The sequence below is a fragment of the Shinella sp. 20P9.1.1 genome (assembly GCF_057798995.1).
Map to the genome: position 1 here is coordinate 47,016 of NZ_JBYOLC010000004.1, position 16,699 is coordinate 63,714.

The following is a 16,699-nucleotide window of genomic DNA, read 5'->3' on the forward strand; positions in this document are numbered from 1 at the left end:
ACGGGAGGCTTTCATGTGCGTCGCCTGCACCCATACCATCCACCGCGCGCAGCATAATTTCGGCTGGAACCGCGACTTTCCGCCGGCGCTGACGGCCAAGCCCGGCGAAACCATCTTCTTCGAATGCCTCGATTCCTCCGGCGGCCAGCTCGGCAGGGATGCGACGCTGGAAACGCTGGCCGAGCTCGATTTCGGCAAGGTGAACCCGGTCTCCGGTCCTGTCTATGTCGAGGGGGCCGAACCCGGCGATGCGCTGAAGGTGACGATCCGCAAGTTTCATCCCTCCGGCCACGGCTGGACGGCGAATATTCCCGGCTTCGGCCTGCTCGCCGACCAGTTCAAGGACCCGGCGTTGCACATCTGGTCCTACGACACCGCCTCCATGGCGCCCTCGGCCTTCGGCCCCGGCGGTCGCGTGCCGCTGAAACCCTTTACGGGCACGATCGGCGTGGTTCCCGCCGAAGCCGGCCTGCATTCCGTCGTGCCGCCGCGCCGCGTCGGCGGCAACATGGATATCCGTGATCTCACGGCCGGTGTGACGCTCTATCTGCCGGTCGAGGTGGAGGGCGCGCTGTTCTCCGTCGGCGATACCCATGCCGCGCAGGGCGACGGCGAGGTCTGCGGCACGGCCATCGAAAGCCAGATGAATGTCGAACTGACGCTCGACCTCGTGAAGGGCGCCAATCTCCAGACGCCGCGCTTTACCACGACCGAACCCGTGACGCGCCATCTCGATGGCGCAGGTTACGAGGTGACGACCGGCATCGGCCCCGACCTGATGACGGGCGCACGCGAGGCGCTGATGCGCATGATCGACCTCCTCGTCGCCGAACACGGCTACAGCCCCGTCGACGCCTATATGCTCTGCTCGGTCTGTGGCGATCTCAGGATCAGCGAGATCGTCGACATGCCGAACTGGGTCGTCTCCTTCTACTTCCCGAGGATCGTCTTCGCGTGACTTCCAGCAATGCCGCCCCGGTTCTGTCTGTCCGCAACCTCTGCGTCGATGCGCGCACGCCCGAAGGGCTGAAGCGCATCCTCGACGGGGTGAGTTTCGATCTCGCCGCCGGCGAGACGCTCTGCCTTGCGGGGGAATCGGGATCGGGCAAATCCGTGACTTCGCTGGCCATCATGGGGCTACTGCCGAAAGCGTCGCTGAAGGTCTCCTCCGGTGAAATCCGGCTGGAAGACCGCAACATTCTCGGCATTCCGCATCGCGCGCTCAGAAAAATCCGCGGCGGCGAGATCGCGATGATCTTTCAGGAACCGATGACCTCGCTGAACCCGGTCATGACCATCGGCGACCAGATGGTGGAGGCGATCCGCGAGCATCGCGAGGATATTTTCGAGGGCGCGGAGAACATTGCCCGCTCCATGCTCGACGCTGTGCACATGAGCGAGCCGGCGCGCCGGTTGAAGCAGTTTCCGCACGAGCTTTCGGGCGGCATGCGCCAGCGCGTGATGATCGCCATGGCGCTCTCCTGCCGCCCGAAGGTGCTTATCGCCGACGAGCCGACGACCGCCCTTGACGTGACGGTGCAGGCGCAAATCCTGACGCTGATGCGGGAGCTGCGGCGCGAATTCTCCACGTCCATCCTGATGATCACCCACGATATGGGCGTCGTCGCGGAGATGGCCGACCGGGTGGCGATCATGCAGCAGGGCAAGATCGTCGAGCAGGGTGATGCGCTTGACATCTTTGCGCGCCCGACCGAGCCTTATACGCGCGAACTTCTGGCCGCCGTGCCGCGCCTTGGTGCGCATGCCGGCACCGATGCGCCGCCGCGCCTGACGAAGGCCGCAGCGCCTGCCGCCGAAAAGCCGGTGCTGGTGGTGAACGACCTCAGTGTCACCTACGGCGCGCGCACCGGCTGGTTCAACCGGTCGCCTGCCGCGCCGGCAACGGTCAGCGGCATCTCCTTTTCCATCAAGGCGGGCGAGACGCTCGGCCTCGTCGGTGAAAGCGGCTCGGGCAAATCGACCACCGGCAAGGCGGTGCTGAACCTCACTCCCTTCGAAGGCAGCGTCGAGATCGACGGGCGGGAAACGGCCGGCCTGAAGCCGGCGGCCATGCGGCCGGTCCGCCGCATGGCGCAGATGATCTTTCAGGATCCCTATGCCTCGCTCGACCCGCGCATGACGGTCGGTGCGGCGATTGCCGAGCCGCTGGTCATCCATGATGTCGGCAATGCGTCCGAGCGGCAGGATCGGGTGGCGGCCCTGCTCACCCGCGTCGGCATGTCGACGGATGCAGGCAGCCGTTATCCGCACGAATTTTCCGGCGGCCAGCGCCAGCGCATCTGCATTGCCCGGGCGCTTGCGCTGGAGCCGAAGCTGATCGTCGCCGACGAGAGCGTGGCCGCGCTCGACGTTTCCGTGCGCGCCCGCGTGCTGGACCTGATGCTGGAATTGCAGGAGCAGATGGGCCTTGCCTATCTCTTCATTTCGCACGACATGGCCGTCATCGAGAAGATGTCGCATCATGTGGCCGTGATGCGCGGTGGCCGCATCGTCGAGATGGACACGCGCCGACAGGTGTTCGAAAGCCCCGCCGACGACTATACCCGCAACCTGATGGCCGCTGTCCCGATCCCCGATCCGACACGCTATCGGGAAGGACTGCGTACGATGTGACCGGGCTCCACGAGGGGACGTTTGCGGCACGTCGCCCAAGCCGGGACGCGCCGCGAAACCTTCAAGATGGTCGAACCAACTTTACTGGGCGATCGGCTTCAGCGAGTTGAAGATCGCGCCGATCTCTCCGCTATGCGCCTTCTGTTCTTCGGTGCCGCCCCAATAGGTAATGACCAGGGTCTTGTCGGCGCCAGCCACCAGAGCAGTCAAACCAATGGTCACGGGGCCGTCGCTGTCCTTGCCCGACCAGTAGACATTGTAGGCCTGCATGCCGTTGAGCTTGCCTTCCTCTTCCTTCTTGGTCGAATCGTCGGCCGTGACATTCTGGCTTGCCAGATATTCGACGGCTTCCTTGATTGTCTCGCTCGTATCCTTGCCGTCCTGGGCGTCGATTGCGAAATAGACCGAGTCATCGTCGGCCTGGACCTCGATGCCGGTTTCTGTCGGGGTGGTTTTCCAGCCATCGGGAATGGTGATCGAGGCAACCGGCTCATCGGCCGGGAACTTGACTTCCGCAGCCTGTGCGGTGCCGGCGGCCAGAAGCGTGGCGATAAGGATGGCATATTTCATGACGATGTCCTCCATGATGAGCGCTGTTGTGTAAAATCCCAGTACCTGCCCGAAATACTGTCTGCCTTCATCGGGTTAAGCGGCAGCCGGGGTGCTTCCCGGCCTGCGTCCGTCACCCGATAATATCGAAATCCGTCGCCATCATCTTCAAGCCGGTATCGAGCGTGGCGAACTGGATGGCCGCGCCCTTGCCGGACCCGTCGGCGTCGTACCAGAGCTTACCGGTCTTCGTGTCGTAGATGATCCGGTCCGTCTCCGCATGCGCCTGGCTGCCGATGTAGAATGCCTTTGCCGAGAGGTCCCCGACCTTGCCGGCCTTTGTGAAGATGTCGTTGTCGAGGAAGATCGTATCGTCCTTGACGGAGAAGTCGTCGATCGTGTCGATATTCGTCGTGCCGAGCTTGGTGTCGAATACGAATGTATCCTTGCCGGAACCGCCGACCAGCAGGTCCTTGCCGAGCCCGCCATAGAGCTTGTCGTCGCCGGCGCCGCCCTTCAGTGTGTCGGTCCCATCGGCACCCTTCAGGATGTTGGCGAGCCCGTTTCCGGTGAGGATATTGGCAAGGCCGTTGCCGGTGCCGTTGATCGCCTTCGAGCCGGTCAGCGTCAGGTTTTCCACATTGGCGGCAAGCGTATGCGAGACGGAGGCGAAGACCGTGTCGGTGCCCTGCTTTTCCGCCTCGATCACCTTGTCGCCGCTGTGGTTGACGACATAGGTATCGTTGCCGCCGAGCCCGCGGAAGGTGTTGGCGCCGGCCGTGCCCTTGAAGGCATCGGCGCCCGACGTGCCGGTATAGCCGTCGATGACCAGGATGCCGGTCGGATTGACGATGGCGCCGCTGAGATTGGCATTGTTTCCGGCGGTATCGCGGATGGTCGCGCCATTGAGGCTGATCCCCCTGGCGGTGAGATCGCTCGACGTCTCCTCCAGCCCGACCGTATAGCTGAACACCAGCTTCGTGGCGGTGGAGGCGGCCGCGTCGTAGACGGCCTTCTCGCCATTGCCGAGCGTCAGCACCAGCTTGCTTGCATCGGTGATCGTCACCGCTTCGCTCAGGGCAATGCTGAACCGTGCAGTTTCGCCCGTCGTCAGCGTGCCGGAACCGCCGCTGATGCCTGGACCTGACGTTGTGATCTTGGTCACCGTCGGCGCGGCCTTGTCCAGCGTGAAGGTGAGGCTACCGGCCGAGGAAACATTGCCCGCCAGATCGGTCTGGAGGATTTTTACCGTATGGCTGCCATTGGTGAGAGCGTTCGGATTGTAAGTGCTGGATGCCGTGCCGCCATCGACGATGTAGCTGAGCGTCGCGCCCGTTTCTTTGCCCGTGATCGTCAGGGCGCCGTTGTTGGTGATCTTGTCGGTCGCGGATTTACCGGTGTCGGCGGTCAGGGCGAGCGTCGGCGTGGCGGGTTTGGCGCGGTCCAGCGTGAAGGTGATGCTGCCTGTGGAAACGTTGCCGGCCGCGTCGGTCTGGATGACCTGCACCGTATGGGTGCCATTGGCAAGCGCGCTCGGGTTATAGGTGGTCGAGGCCGTTCCGCCATCAACGATGTAGCTGAGCGTTGCGCCGCTTTCCTTGCCCGAGATCGTCAGAGCACCGTTGCTGGTGATCTTGTCGGTCGCGGATTTACCGGTGTCGGAGGTCAGGGCCAGCGTCGGCGTTGCGATGGACTTGTCGAGCGTGAAGGTGAGACTGCCGGCCGAGGAGACGTTGCCGGCCGTGTCGGTCTGAAGGACCTTTACCGTATGGCTACCGTTGGCAAGCGTGTTCGGATCGTAGGTGCTCGATGCCGTTCCACCGTCGACGATGTAGCTCAGCGTCGCACCGCTTTCCTTGCCTGTGATCGTCAAGGCACCATTGCTGGTGATTTTGTCGGTGGCGGACTTGCCGGTGTCAGAGGTCAAGGTGAGTGTTGGTGTCGTCGGTTTGCTTCGGTCGAGGGTGAAGGTGATGGTGCCATAAAAGAAGGAGACGTTGCCGGCTGCATCCGTCTGCTTCATCTTGATCGTATGCTCGCCGTCACTGAGTGCGGTCGGATCATAGGTCGCCGTCGCTGCGCCGCCGTCTATGATGTAGCTCAGGGTTGCGCCGTCCTCCACGCCCGCGAGCGAGAGCGTGGCGTCATTGGTCACAAAGTCGTTTGAGGCGCTGCCGTTGTCATTGGCGAGGTAGGGCTCCGGCGAGCCGATCGTGAGGTCGTATGTGAAGGAAACGGTGCCGGCTTCGGAAACATTGCCGGCCGCGTCCGTCTGGAGGACCTGTACGACATAGTCGCCGTCGTCAAAGGTGCTCGAATCGTAGGTGCTCGAGGCTTCGCCGCCATTGACGATGTAGCTCAGGGTCGCCCCGTCTTCCACGCCTGTTATCGTCAGCGAGCCGTCATTGGTCAGGCCGTCCGATGAGGATGTGCCGCTGTCGTGGGTTAGCACGACCGTTGGCGCTGCCGGCCGGGTCGCATCCACGCCGCGCCCGGTGTCCGCGCCGTCGGCGGTGGAAACCGTCGAGCCGTCGAAAGGCGATCTGCCGTGTGACGTGTTCAGGAGGACCGCGACGGAGGCGTTCGCCCTCGTTGCGAGGATATCGAGCTTGCCGTCACCATTCACGTCGGCAACGGCGACGGAATACACCTGGTAGCTGCCGCCCACGGCGATCTCCGTCGAACCGGAGAAACCACCCGTGCCGTTGCCCAATAGGACGGAGACGGATTTGCCGGTCTGGTTGGCCGTCACGACGTCGAGTTTACCGTCGCCGTTCATGTCACCAATCGCGACGGAAATCGGACCGCCGCCCACGCTCATTTCCGTCGAGCCGGAGAAGCCGCCGGCACCATCGCCCAGCCGCACCGAAACGGTGGCGCCGGCCTGGTTCACCTCCACGATGTCAAGCTTGCCGTCGCCGTTCATGTCGACAGCGGCAACCGAATACGGATCACTGCCCACGACGACCTCGGTCGAGCCGGAAAACCCGCCAGCGCCGTCGCCCAGCCGCACCGAAATGGTGTCGGTTTCCATATTTGGAGCGAGGATGTCGAGCTTGCCGTCGCCATTCACATCAGCAATGCAGATAGACGGCGCCGTGCCGATGGGGATCTCGGTCGAACCGGAGAAGTTGCCCGTGCCGTCACCCAATCGCACCGAGATCGTATAGTCGTAATTCGGGGTCAGGAGATCGAGCTTGCCGTCGCCGTTCACGTCGGCTACGGAGAGGGAAAAAGGACCGTAACCGACGTTGATATTGGTCGCATCGGAGAAGCCGCCGTCACCATCACCCAGGCGGACGGATACGGAGCTGCTGTTGAAATTTGCCGTAAGGATATCCAGCTTGCCGTCGCCGTTTACATCGGCAACGACAACGGAGCGCAGACCGTTTCCCCCAGCAATATTGGTCGAACCGGAAAAGCCGCCTTCGCCGTCGCCCAGCCGAACCGAGACAGTGCCGCTGCTGTAGTTCGCTGTCACGAGGTCGAGTTTGCCATCGCCGTTCACATCGACCGCTCTGACCGAGCCCGGAGAAGAACCGACATCGACACTTGTCGGCGTCCCGAAACTCAGTTCAGCATCACGCCCGTCCACCGTCCCGTCGGTCGTGTCGACACCGGTGACGGACAGGTCGCTTGTGTCGCCATCGCCTTCCGCAATGGTATAGACGAATGTCGGTCGGCCATTCGTGTCGAACCCGGCAAAGACGGCACGGCCACCGTTGCTCAGCACCAGTTCCGGCTCGCCTGTCACGGTGACGGGCAGTTCGGTGGAGAGCGTGAACGTGATTTTGTCGCCGATCTTCAGCGTGCCGGTGTGATCGGTGCTGACGGAGATCTCCGTCGCGGCGGTTCTCTCGCCACCCAGGAGGACGGTCACGGAGCGACCGCTCAGATTGGTGACGACGATGTCCATCTTTCCGTCTTTGTTGACATCGGCCACCTTAAGGGTTTCGGGGCGATAGCCGACGGCGATATCCATCCCGCCGGAGAACCCGCCGGTGCCGTCGCCCCAACGAACCGAAACGCTGCTGGAAAAGGAGTTCCCGGTTATCAAATCCAGCTTGCCGTCGCCGTTGATATCCGCCACGACGACGGATTTGGGATCCCTATCGACGCTGACATGCGTTGCCGACGTGAAATGACCGGTGCCGTCGCCGAGCAATACCGACACAGTATTATAGTTACCGGTCAGCGCATCGAGCTTGCCGTCGCCGTTGACATCCGCGAGGGTGACGACGTTCGGATAGTTCCACGGATCGAGATCGTAGCCCGATTCGGTCGAGAAACCGCCTTCACCATCCCCCAGCAGCACGAACACTGCGGAATGGCCGCTGCTGGACGTCACGAGGTCAAGCTTGCCGTCGCCGTTCATATCGCCAAGCGCGAGAGACCCAAAATAGAGGCTTGAAAGGGATGTATTGGTGGTGATGGACTGGAAACCGCCTTGGCCGTTCCCCAGAAAGACCGTGATCGAGAAGTTGTTGCCGACCGACACCGCATCCATGTGGCCGTCGCCGTTCACGTCGGCCGTGGTCATCGATACCTGACCCGGATAGACGTAGAGCGGGCTTCCGGCCTGATATCCACCCGCACCATTGTTGGTGAGCACCCTTACGACAGAGTCGTAATAACTCGCATAGATGACATCGAGATCGCCGTCACCGTCCAGGTCAGCCAATGTCGCCAATCCGCTGCTGGAGCCGGTGTTCGTCAAATCAAGAGCGGTCGATGTCGTGAAACTGCCGGTGCCGTCACCCAGAAGCACCAGAAATTCGTTCGTTGAACTGGCGGCGGTTATGACAAGATCGAGATTGCCGTCGCCATTCACGTCGGCAATAGCAAGGTCGTCGGGATAGGCGTCGAGGCTGACGTCCTGTCTGGTAAAGCTCGTGCTCATTATAGCCTCCCGAATAGGCCAGAGGGCCAGTCGTGATAGGGGTAAAACCAGGTTGGCCCTTTCGCGCGCCTGATGCGGGGACAGGCCCCGGCATTTCGTCTTCAGGCAATGCGCGTTCGGGAATTCGTGCGTTTTTTAACGTGCCGGACCGTGATTTTCGCCGTCCATTTTTGACTGCTATGCCTCTGCTGCTGCAAAAGCGGCTTGGAAAATGAGGAGCTTGCGCGCCTGCATCATCGCGTATTCCGAAAAGAAGCCGTGCGAAAACCACAGGGGCGAGTAGCCGCGGCGGCCGCTCCAGCCGACGCCGCCGATGGCTTCCGCCTCGGCGAATTTGCGGCTGGTATGCGCCCGTGAAAGGCTGAATGCGCGGGCGAGCTGCGCGATCGTGACGACATCCGTCAGATAGCCGCCGGACCACGGGGTCTGCCGGTCGATGCCGGCGACGAGCCGGTCCATCAGGAGCCCGCCTGCATCGGTCCAGGCGAAGATGCGATACAGCGGTCCCGGCATGCGGACATGCGGGTTTGCCAGCAGCCCCTCGCTGAGCGGCGGCATCAATAGGGGAAGCAGCCGATCGGGCGCTGCGCGAAACCGCTCGCTTCGCGTGCCCGCGTCGACGCGGTCGAGGGCGGCGAGATGCATGTCGCACCATTGAACGAGGATCGCCAGCGCGTCCGGCGAGGGGATGACGACCAACTCCTTCGAGAGGTCTCTTCCGGCCATGGGAAGGACGATGCCGTATTTGAGGATTTCGTCGAAGAAGGCGTAGGCCGTGTTGCGGCTGGCGATCAGATGTTTGAGCGCCGATTGTGCGATGGACCGTCGGGACATGCCCGCTCCGTCGGCGCCATAATGCCCGGAGAGCGCCGCAAGGGAGAGCAGCCAGCGCTGTTGCGTGGCAAAGAGGGCCGACGCCCGGGGCGCGCTCTCGTATCCGGCGACGAAACTCTGCGCCAGGAACCCGACCGCGTCCGGGAAGGTCGGGGCCGCCATCAGGCGGTCGGCGCCAGCCGCCGGTGCATGCAAAGCCGGCGGATCGACCCTTTCCTTGGTTTCGTCTTTCGTCACGGCCAGTTCGGTCAGCATCTTTCGTCCTCGGGGTATCCATGCGAATGGATAACCGGCTGGGATGGCGTGCGTCCTGAAGGCTATGCGGCTGGGTTCTAAAGTTTTCTGATATTTTTCTGAAGCGCGTCGCCGGGCTGTGCCTGGTGTTTCAGCATTCTGTTGACGGCCCGGGCGTGCGCTCACTATGGTGCGCTGCGTTCGATGGCAGGGTTCGGGGGATCCGTGTACGTTTTTGCGGACTTCGTTCTGGATACGGACCGCGCCGAGTTGCGGCACGCCGACGGATCCGTGACGCATCTGCGTCCCAAGACCCTTGAGCTGTTCAAGCTCCTGGCAGAAAACAGCCATCGTGTCCTCACCAAGGAGGAGCTGATGGAGGCGATCTGGCCCGGCATCCATGTCGGTGAAGACAGCCTCTTCCAATGTATCCGCGAAATCCGTCTTGCCCTCGGCGATACCAGGCGAGAGATGGTTCGCGTGGTCTCGGGGCGCGGCTATCTTTTTGCCCTTGATGTCACCAGCGAACACGTTGTCGGCGGTATAGCTGGACCGCAGAAGCCGGAAACGCAGGACGATCGCAGATCGCACACCGGGCGGCTCCTTGTCGCGGCTGCGGCTTTCCTGCTTGTCGTCATTGCCGTAGCCGGCCTTGCGCTTCGTGGCGGCCGTCTCTCTACGCCGTCACGGCTGGTGGTCGTGTTGCAGCCGGTTGCGACTGTGGAGGCAGGTCCTGAGGGTGTGGCGCTCGCGCGCGACCTCACATCGGAACTGGTCAAGGGGTTTTCCCGGATCGACGGTATCGATCTGATCGTGCCGGAGGTCGAAGCGGCGCGGCAAGGCCAGGCAGGACTGGACATGCGGAGCGCGTTGAAGCGCGGCCGGGGCAGCTGGGTCCTCCAGGCCCGGCTCATCGATGCCCAAAACCAGGAGATCAAAGCGGTTGCCGAGGTCGAGACGAGTGCGGGCGAAACCGACCGGCAACGTCTCGTCCAGCGCCTCGCAGCCGGCATCGGTTACCCGCTGGGCGTCCGGCTGAGTGGCCTTCAGGAGCCCGACGGACGGGTGGCGGCTACATCCGATGTCGCCATTCGGCAGGCGGTCGCATCGATCAACCAGACGACGCGCGAACGCTTCGGCACCGCCCGGGCCATTCTTGAACAATACCTTGCCGGGGATCCCGACGATGTCGAACTGCAGATCGCCCTTGCCGGGCTGCACCTGCGCGGAGTGCAGATGAACTGGTACGATCCGGCCCAAAGTGCTGCGGCCGAGCACGATGCGGACGCCCTGCTGAAAAGTGCGCTCGCGTCGCGGCCATATTCACTGCCGGTGCTCGATGCCTATTGCCGCTTCCTGACCGTCACCAACCAGTTCACCGAAAGCCTCGTCGCCTGTGCCAGGGCGCTGACCGTCAATCCCTGGGATGGCGCAGCACTCTACAATCTCGGTCTGACCCAGCTCCAGCTCGGCCGTTTCGATGACGCGCTTGCCGGTTTTCTGGAGGCGGAGCGCTATGATACGCCGGAGGTCTCGCGCTGGACCTGGCTACTCGGCGCCGGCTGGGCAAACCTGCTGCTCGGCCGCAACGAAGAGGCCGTCACGTTCCTGAACCGTTCGATTGCGATCACCCCCGGTTCCGGCCGGCCCTATCTGCTGCTCGCTGCTGCCCACCAGCGCCTGGGCCATGTGCGGGAGGCGAGGGAAGCGCTGGCGAAAGCCATGGAGATACGTCCCGGATCCACCGCCCGCAACGTCGCGCTGCCCACCCGCAACGCGAGTGACACGTTCCTGGCGGCCGGCAACACCGTGCTCCGCACTCTCGTCGAGATCGGCCTGCCGCCGGGCACGCCGCGATAAGTCACGAACCCGGACGCATGGCCACGGTCAGGACATGCGGCGATAGCCGAGCCCGCGCGCCAGCCAGCATCCGACGCGAAGCCCTGTGACGGCGCCGGTCGCATCCCGTTCCACCAGCACCGTCCAGTCGCCGGGTGCCGCCGCATCGAGGGCGCGGCGGCTGGTGATGATCCAGACGTCTTCCGCCAGCGCATACATGCGCTCCATCGGTCCCTTCCCATAGAGACCCTCGCAGACGGCGAAGGCTGCGCCGTCGCGTGCTTCGATCTCCAGATGGGCTTCCAGTTCCGCACACCAGTAGCGGCCGGCGAGGGTCGTGGGATCGGTCCATTCGACCGGCTGGAGCCGGCGGGCGTGAACGGTGAGGTTTTCGCTCTTTTGCTGCATGAGCAGCCCGTCCCCCTCTTTGCGAAGGGTAAAGCCCTGTCCGCGGGCAAGGCCGTCGGCCGAAAGTGTGGCCCGCGCGGAGGAGGGGCCGTAGTGAAGTTTTACGCCCGTCGCATCCGCCACCGTGCGCACCACCAGTCCCTGGGCCTCGTCCAGCCATAGCCCATCCCAATCCGTGGGCGGCTGACCTTCAGCCTCAGCGTCGAGGCCAAGCGCGGCATCGACCAGCATCGTCGCGGCGTTGAAGGCGCTGGTGCCGTGGTTGAACATGACGACCACGGACAGGCGTTCCTCCGCGACATGCAGGCGATAGGAGCCGAAACCACGTAGGCCGCCGCCGTGGCCGGTGAATTCCGGGCCGTTATAGATGTCGCGTCGCAAACCGTAGGCATAGGTCGCCGGCATGCCGTCTGCATAGAAGGCGGGGGCGGAGAGGCGATTGTAGAGGCTGTCCGGGTCGCTGCGCGTCGCGTCGATATGGCACTCCCAGGCGAGCATGTCGTCCAGCGATGCGGCAATGCCGGCATCGCCGAACCAATAGATGCCGTTGTCGGCCGGCAGGAAGCCGACATCGTCATTGCCCTCGTAGCCGATGACGCCATCGGGCGGCACGCGCGTATTCGGGGAGAGGATGGCCGTTGCCATGCCGGCCGGCGCAAACAGGCGCTCGGCAAGAAGATCGGCAAAATCGCGGCCGGTGCCGCGCTCGATCAGTTCGCCGAGGATGCGGAAATTGCCGTTGCTGTAGGAATAATGCGCGCCGGCCGGGAAATGGCCGCTCTTTGCGCTGGCGATGAGCGGCAGCGCATCCTCGCGGCGGAACTCCGTTTCCGGATAGGCGCCGTGCAGCACGGTCAGCGCCCAGTAGTCGCGCAGGCCCGACTGGTTGTGGCACAGTTCAGAGACGGTCGGCAGCCGCTCGCGATAATTGGGCAGGAAGTCACGGACCTTGTCGTCCAGCGTGGCGGGATCGCCGAACTGGTCGAGCAGCAGCGCGCAGGTGAACTGTTTCGAGATTGAGCAGATCGGCAGGCGCGTCTGCGCCGTCATCGGCAAGCGGCGATACATGTCGGCAAAACCCCAGGCGCGCCGCGCCACGACCTTGCCGTCCTTGACGACACCGGCCACGCCTCCCGGTCCGCGAAAACGGAGGGGGAGGCGGTTCAATGCCCTTTCGAGTGCCGTGTTATCGAGGTCGGTCATTCCATCACCTGTCAAGCCGTCGCACGGAACGCGAAATGCGTCCTGCGCGTGCGCAAGAAATGCCAACAGGTCTTCCTTGGCAAGAGCGGCACAGCCTTCCGCCGGGGAATAATTCGGGCGGGTGATCGGTGGGAAGATCGTGCAGAATTCTGCCACCTCTTCAAGGGAACCGAGCGGCCGACCGACAAGACGGACCATTCCTGCGTCTTCGCAGCCGGCGAAACCTTTGTGTTCTCCGCGGCCGCTAGAGCACGCCCGCTTCGATCGCATTGAGATAGAGAAATTCGGGTGCATGCACACCGGCGATGCGCCTGATCTCGACGAGCTCCGGGGACTCGAAGAAGGCGCGGGCGGCTGGAAGGGAGGTCCAGCGGGAGAAATGCACGACGCGTCGTTCGTCGCTCTCGCTGGCAAGGAGGCGGTATTCGATCTCCCCGGCTTCGCGCCGGATGGCGGCGGCATCGTCGAAGACCTGCTTCCATCGGCCATAGTCCTCGACGTCGTGCACGATAAGGACGAAGGCGCCATCTTCTGGCGCAGGAAATGCCGTCATATTTTTCCTCCAAAACGGATCGCCAGATCGGCGAGAAATCCAAGCCACATCGCGGCCAGGGCGATGCAGGACGCGAGATAGATGCGGAAACGGGTCCGGATCGTGTTCGGGCCGATATGGACCAGGCTGTGCAGAAGCCGGAGGGCGACGAAGACCCAGGCGAGGGTCACTTGCAGCCAATTGGCGCTGCCGGTTTGCAGAAGGATCGGCACCAGCGCGAAATAGAGAACCGGCATTTCGAACAGGTTTGCCAGGTTTTGTGCCGGCCGCTCTACCGGGCGGAAATAACGCGCGACGCTTTCCCCGTCGGCAAAATCAGCGCGCGTCGGCCTATGGCTGGCGACGTGACGAAGGCGCGACCGCATCAGGACGAAGCATACGGCGAAGATGAGTCCGGCAAGCGCGATCGTCGGCCAGAGTATGGGATGGACGTCCTCACTCATCCTGTTTGCACCTCCTCGATGATCGAAGTCTCTTCTGAGTTCATTTTTGATACTCAAGCGTAGCAGCTGGATTTCTTTTTGCAACCCAGCTATGTCTACGACGATGCAAAACAGCCATTTTCGCCATCGCTCGCCGATCCATCTCAGCCATTGCACGCTGGCTGAGAGTTTCGATTTTCTCGGGGATCGCTGGTCCCTGCTGATCCTGCGCAGCGCGCTGTTTGGCCTGCGCCGCTTCGAGGATTTTCACGGCGAACTCGGCATTCCCCGCACCGTGCTTGCGGCCAGGCTCAAGCGGCTCGTTTCCGCGGGGCTGATGGTGCGGCAGGATTACAAGGCGGTCGGCAGCCGGCCGCGGCCGGAATATCGGCTGACGGAAATGGGGGAGGCGCTGCGCCTGCCGTTTCTGGCGATGCGCCAATGGTCCGACAAATGGGTGGGCGAGGGCCGCACCCCACCGATGACGCTGATGCGCAAATCGGACGGCGCCGCAATCCGCGTCGCCTTCGTCGACGCGGCGGGCCGCATCGTTCCCGGCGACGACCTCACGGCACGCTTCGAGACCTGGGCGCCCAATGCAAGGGAGGATGCGGGGGGCTGACGGAACGTCAGCGCTCTTCCCATCGCGCGATGAGCGCTGCAAAATTCTCGGGATTGCCGGGATATTGAAGACACTCGTCGCCCACGACGCTCCAGCGCTGCGCGCTATCGAGCCAGATATGCGCGACCGGGACCAGGGATGTCGTGTCGTCAAGTGTTCCAGGCTTGATGCTTATCATCTCCGGACGGCTTTCCTGACGATGGAAGAGGCGCGTGCCGCATTCGGGGCAAAAATCACAGTGCATGCGCTGGCCGGTCGGTGTTTCCCGCGTCCAGGACGCGAGTTGGCCGGAGCGCAGCGTCATTTCCGGGTGCTGTATCCACAGTGCCATGCCGAACGCGCTGCCGGATTGCTTCTGGCATTCGTGGCAATGGCAGGCGAACAGCGACAACGATTTGCCTCTGATATGATAGCGGCAATGCCCGCATTGGCAGCTACCTTCGAACAGTTCAGTCATTGGAAATTTCCTTCAGCCTGCCGCTTGCAGGATTTGTAGCCCGATCTGTCGACCTGATCAGCTTCGACGGTGTCCTGCCTCGCCCAGCGACCGCACCAGATTTGCCGCCGCTTCGCCGGCACTCTCCATGTAGCTCGCATCACGGTGCAGCAGCACGACCGAAAAGGCGCCGTCGAGCAGGAGGATGAGCTGCCGGGCCGTTTGGCGGGCGGGCTCGGATTGGCCTGACGGGTCGAGGATCGCGCAGAACCAGTCCTCGACCCGCTTCTTGTGCAGCCTGCCGGCCAGAATGGCGGGATGGCCGGGCAGGTTGATTAGCTCGACCGACGTGCGCAGAAAGCCGCAGCCCTTCCATTTCGGATGCCGCGCGGCCTGGGCGAGCTTTGCGAAAAGCCACCTTATCTTGTCGGCAATCGTACCCTCGCTTGCATCGAACCATTGCTGGAACAGGGCCAGGTTCGGTTGGTCGCGCGCTTCGAGATGCGCGGCGATCAGGTCGTCCTTGCTGCGGAAGTGATAGTAGAGCGTGCGCTTCGTCACGCCCGTCCGTTCGGCGACGGCATCCATGCTGACGGCGCGGATACCTTCCTGGTGAAACAGTTTCCCAGCGGCAAGCACGATGCGGTCGCGGGTTGGAAGTTCGGCTTCGCTCATGATGCAATGTATACCGACCAGTGAATATACACAATGTGGAGGTGGCCGTATCGTCGCGGCATGATCGATGAAGTCGCCAGACCACGAGAAAGCTTCCCGAAGCCCGTTGCGATTGCGTGTCGCGATGGCCTTCTACTGCGCGGGCACCTTTGGGAAAGCGCGTTGCGGGGCGCGGCGGGAAAGGTTGTCATCAATCCGGCAACGGGCGTGACGGCGCGCTTCTATCACCGCTATGCGCGCTTTCTCGCCGAACGCGGTTTCGACGTTCTGACCTATGATTACCGGGGGATCGGCCTCTCGCGACCTAAGACCCTGCGTGGCTGCGGCTATCGCTGGCGCGACTGGGGCGAGCTCGATTTCGATGCTGCGGTCCGCTTTCTGGCCGGTTGCGGCGATGGTCCGCTTCTGGTGGTCGGCCACAGCATCGGCGGGTTTTTGCCGGGACTGGCGGAAAGCGGCGTGCGCGTTACGAGGATGCTGACGGTCGGCGCGCAATTCGCCTGGTGGGGCGACTACGCGCGGTCGCAGCGCTTGAAGCTCTTCCTGAAATGGCATCTTGCCATGCCGCTCCTGACGGCGCTCTGCGGCTATTTTCCCGGCCGGCGCCTTGGATGGCTGGAAGATCTGCCGGCTGATGTGGCCAACGAATGGAGTTTTCGCGGGCCGCGTTTCGAGCGCAGCCACCCGCGTGCGGATCGGGAGGTCGTCACGGCAAGGATGGGGGTGTTCGGCGCATCGATCCTTGCGGTGACGGTGTCCGATGACGAGCTAGGGACGCTTGTCGCCGCACGCCGCACGCTGCGCTATTATGCCGGTGCCGAACGAACGCTCGTCCATCTGTTGCCGGCCGATTGCGGGCGCGACGCCATCGGCCATTTCAACCTGTTTCACGACATGCACGCGTCGGGCTTCTGGTTGGACACGATCCTCTGGCTGCGTGATGGCATCAATCCCTGGCCGAACCGGATGGCGGATCTGGAAGCTTCGCTCGTGCCGGATTCTTCTTCCCTACCATCGGCAAGGATCCTCGGCCGGCCCTACTACTAAGCGCCCGCGCCCGGCTAAAGCAGTCTGAGATTGGCGAGCCGCGCGATGGCCTGCGTGCGGTTCCTTGCGCCGAGTTTTCGACGGGCCTTGTCGATGTGGAAGCGCACGGTCGTCTCGGTGATGCCGAGCAGATCTGCGATCTCCTGGTCGCGCCGGCCATCGGCGAGAAAGGAGAGGCAATCCCGCTCGCGGTCGCTGAGGGCGGGGATATCGTCCTCGAGCCCGCCGGAAAATTCCATCAGCCGTTCCGTCAGGATCAGGCCGGCCATCTGCACCCCCCGCGCCGTGTCGGCATCGATCCGGCGCTCGCCGAAGCCGAGATGCAATGAGGTGATCACGCCCC

General features: G+C 63.2%; 14 protein-coding genes. 5 read left to right on the forward strand and 9 right to left on the reverse strand.

The annotated features are described in order from the left end of the window. Positions 1-13: 13 nt before the first annotated feature. Both AC27VQ_RS08265 and AC27VQ_RS08270 read left to right on the forward strand, forming a co-directional pair. Positions 14-958, forward strand: coding sequence for an acetamidase/formamidase family protein (locus tag AC27VQ_RS08265; RefSeq protein WP_488715905.1), 945 nt, complete (start codon positions 14-16; stop codon positions 956-958). Beyond that, positions 955-2,634 carry an ABC transporter ATP-binding protein gene (locus AC27VQ_RS08270; protein ID WP_488715906.1) on the forward strand — a complete coding sequence of 560 codons (1,680 nt, stop codon included), beginning with the start codon at positions 955-957 and terminating at the stop codon, positions 2,632-2,634. Before AC27VQ_RS08265 ends, AC27VQ_RS08270 begins: the two co-directional genes overlap by 4 nt. Before the next feature lie 81 nt (positions 2,635-2,715). Here the strand turns inward: AC27VQ_RS08270 and AC27VQ_RS08275 are convergent, their stop codons facing one another. The 3 genes from AC27VQ_RS08275 to AC27VQ_RS08285 all read right to left on the reverse strand — a co-directional run bounded on the left by AC27VQ_RS08275 (position 2,716) and on the right by AC27VQ_RS08285 (position 9,502). Beyond that, positions 2,716-3,204 carry a histidine kinase gene (locus tag AC27VQ_RS08275; protein WP_488715907.1) on the reverse strand — a complete coding sequence of 163 codons (489 nt, stop codon included), beginning with the start codon at positions 3,202-3,204 and terminating at the stop codon, positions 2,716-2,718. A 112-nt stretch (positions 3,205-3,316) separates the two neighbouring features. After that, a complete protein-coding gene (locus tag AC27VQ_RS08280; protein ID WP_488715908.1) occupies positions 3,317-8,083 on the reverse strand; it encodes a beta strand repeat-containing protein in 4,767 nt (1,588 codons plus the stop codon). A gap of 177 nt (positions 8,084-8,260) precedes the next feature. Continuing rightward, positions 8,261-9,502 carry a hypothetical protein gene (locus AC27VQ_RS08285; RefSeq protein WP_488715909.1) on the reverse strand — a complete coding sequence of 414 codons (1,242 nt, stop codon included), beginning with the start codon at positions 9,500-9,502 and terminating at the stop codon, positions 8,261-8,263. Between AC27VQ_RS08285 and AC27VQ_RS08290 the strand changes: the two genes are divergently transcribed. Next, a complete protein-coding gene (locus AC27VQ_RS08290; RefSeq protein ID WP_488715910.1) occupies positions 9,422-11,011 on the forward strand; it encodes a winged helix-turn-helix domain-containing protein in 1,590 nt (529 codons plus the stop codon). The two genes, AC27VQ_RS08285 and AC27VQ_RS08290, sit on opposite strands and share 81 nt — an antisense overlap. 27 nt (positions 11,012-11,038) lie before the next feature. On the opposite strand, the gene AC27VQ_RS08295 is transcribed toward AC27VQ_RS08290, so the two are convergent. The 3 genes from AC27VQ_RS08295 to AC27VQ_RS08305 all read right to left on the reverse strand — a co-directional run bounded on the left by AC27VQ_RS08295 (position 11,039) and on the right by AC27VQ_RS08305 (position 13,681). Then, entirely contained in the window at positions 11,039-12,601 is a 1,563-nt protein-coding gene (locus tag AC27VQ_RS08295) for a D-aminopeptidase (RefSeq protein WP_488715911.1), read from the reverse strand. A 244-nt stretch (positions 12,602-12,845) separates the two neighbouring features. After that, a complete protein-coding gene (locus AC27VQ_RS08300) occupies positions 12,846-13,154 on the reverse strand; it encodes an antibiotic biosynthesis monooxygenase (protein ID WP_488715912.1) in 309 nt (102 codons plus the stop codon). After that, positions 13,151-13,681, reverse strand: coding sequence for an MAPEG family protein (locus AC27VQ_RS08305; RefSeq protein WP_488715913.1), 531 nt, complete (start codon positions 13,679-13,681; stop codon positions 13,151-13,153). Before AC27VQ_RS08305 ends, AC27VQ_RS08300 begins: the two co-directional genes overlap by 4 nt. A 7-nt stretch (positions 13,682-13,688) precedes the next feature. On the opposite strand from AC27VQ_RS08305, the gene AC27VQ_RS08310 reads away from it, so the two are divergent. Beyond that, positions 13,689-14,198: a winged helix-turn-helix transcriptional regulator gene (locus AC27VQ_RS08310; RefSeq protein ID WP_488715914.1), complete on the forward strand. Its 510-nt coding sequence runs from the start codon at positions 13,689-13,691 to the stop codon at positions 14,196-14,198. Positions 14,199-14,205: 7 nt separating this feature from the next. Here the strand turns inward: AC27VQ_RS08310 and AC27VQ_RS08315 are convergent, their stop codons facing one another. Next, positions 14,206-14,655, reverse strand: a complete 450-nt coding sequence (locus AC27VQ_RS08315; RefSeq protein ID WP_313527570.1) for a GFA family protein — start codon at positions 14,653-14,655, stop codon at positions 14,206-14,208. A 57-nt stretch (positions 14,656-14,712) separates the two neighbouring features. Continuing rightward, a complete protein-coding gene (locus AC27VQ_RS08320) occupies positions 14,713-15,309 on the reverse strand; it encodes a TetR/AcrR family transcriptional regulator (protein WP_488715915.1) in 597 nt (198 codons plus the stop codon). Positions 15,310-15,369: 60 nt separating this feature from the next. Here AC27VQ_RS08320 and AC27VQ_RS08325 point away from each other — a divergent pair, with 60 nt between their 5' ends. Beyond that, entirely contained in the window at positions 15,370-16,356 is a 987-nt protein-coding gene (locus AC27VQ_RS08325) for an alpha/beta hydrolase family protein (protein ID WP_488716161.1), read from the forward strand. 14 nt (positions 16,357-16,370) lie between these two features. Here the strand turns inward: AC27VQ_RS08325 and AC27VQ_RS08330 are convergent, their stop codons facing one another. Continuing rightward, a complete protein-coding gene (locus AC27VQ_RS08330; RefSeq protein WP_488716162.1) occupies positions 16,371-16,625 on the reverse strand; it encodes a helix-turn-helix domain-containing protein in 255 nt (84 codons plus the stop codon). Between the last annotated feature and the right edge of the window lie 74 nt (positions 16,626-16,699).

Excerpts from the sequence above, each read along its gene's own strand:
- AC27VQ_RS08275 (WP_488715907.1), bottom strand. The coding sequence starts at position 3,204 with ATGAAATATGCCATCCTTATCGCCACGCTTCTGGCCGCCGGCACCGCA.
- AC27VQ_RS08300 (WP_488715912.1), bottom strand. The coding sequence starts at position 13,154 with ATGACGGCATTTCCTGCGCCAGAAGATGGCGCCTTCGTCCTTATCGTG.
- AC27VQ_RS08320 (WP_488715915.1), bottom strand. The coding sequence starts at position 15,309 with ATGAGCGAAGCCGAACTTCCAACCCGCGACCGCATCGTGCTTGCCGCT.
- AC27VQ_RS08265 (WP_488715905.1), top strand. The coding sequence starts at position 14 with ATGTGCGTCGCCTGCACCCATACCATCCACCGCGCGCAGCATAATTTC.
- AC27VQ_RS08295 (WP_488715911.1), bottom strand. The coding sequence starts at position 12,601 with ATGACCGACCTCGATAACACGGCACTCGAAAGGGCATTGAACCGCCTC.
- AC27VQ_RS08330 (WP_488716162.1), bottom strand. The coding sequence starts at position 16,625 with ATGGCCGGCCTGATCCTGACGGAACGGCTGATGGAATTTTCCGGCGGG.
- AC27VQ_RS08285 (WP_488715909.1), bottom strand. The coding sequence starts at position 9,502 with ATGGCTGTTTTCTGCCAGGAGCTTGAACAGCTCAAGGGTCTTGGGACG.
- AC27VQ_RS08280 (WP_488715908.1), bottom strand. The coding sequence starts at position 8,083 with ATGAGCACGAGCTTTACCAGACAGGACGTCAGCCTCGACGCCTATCCC.
- AC27VQ_RS08325 (WP_488716161.1), top strand. The coding sequence starts at position 15,370 with ATGATCGATGAAGTCGCCAGACCACGAGAAAGCTTCCCGAAGCCCGTT.
- AC27VQ_RS08315 (WP_313527570.1), bottom strand. The coding sequence starts at position 14,655 with ATGACTGAACTGTTCGAAGGTAGCTGCCAATGCGGGCATTGCCGCTAT.
- AC27VQ_RS08310 (WP_488715914.1), top strand. The coding sequence starts at position 13,689 with ATGTCTACGACGATGCAAAACAGCCATTTTCGCCATCGCTCGCCGATC.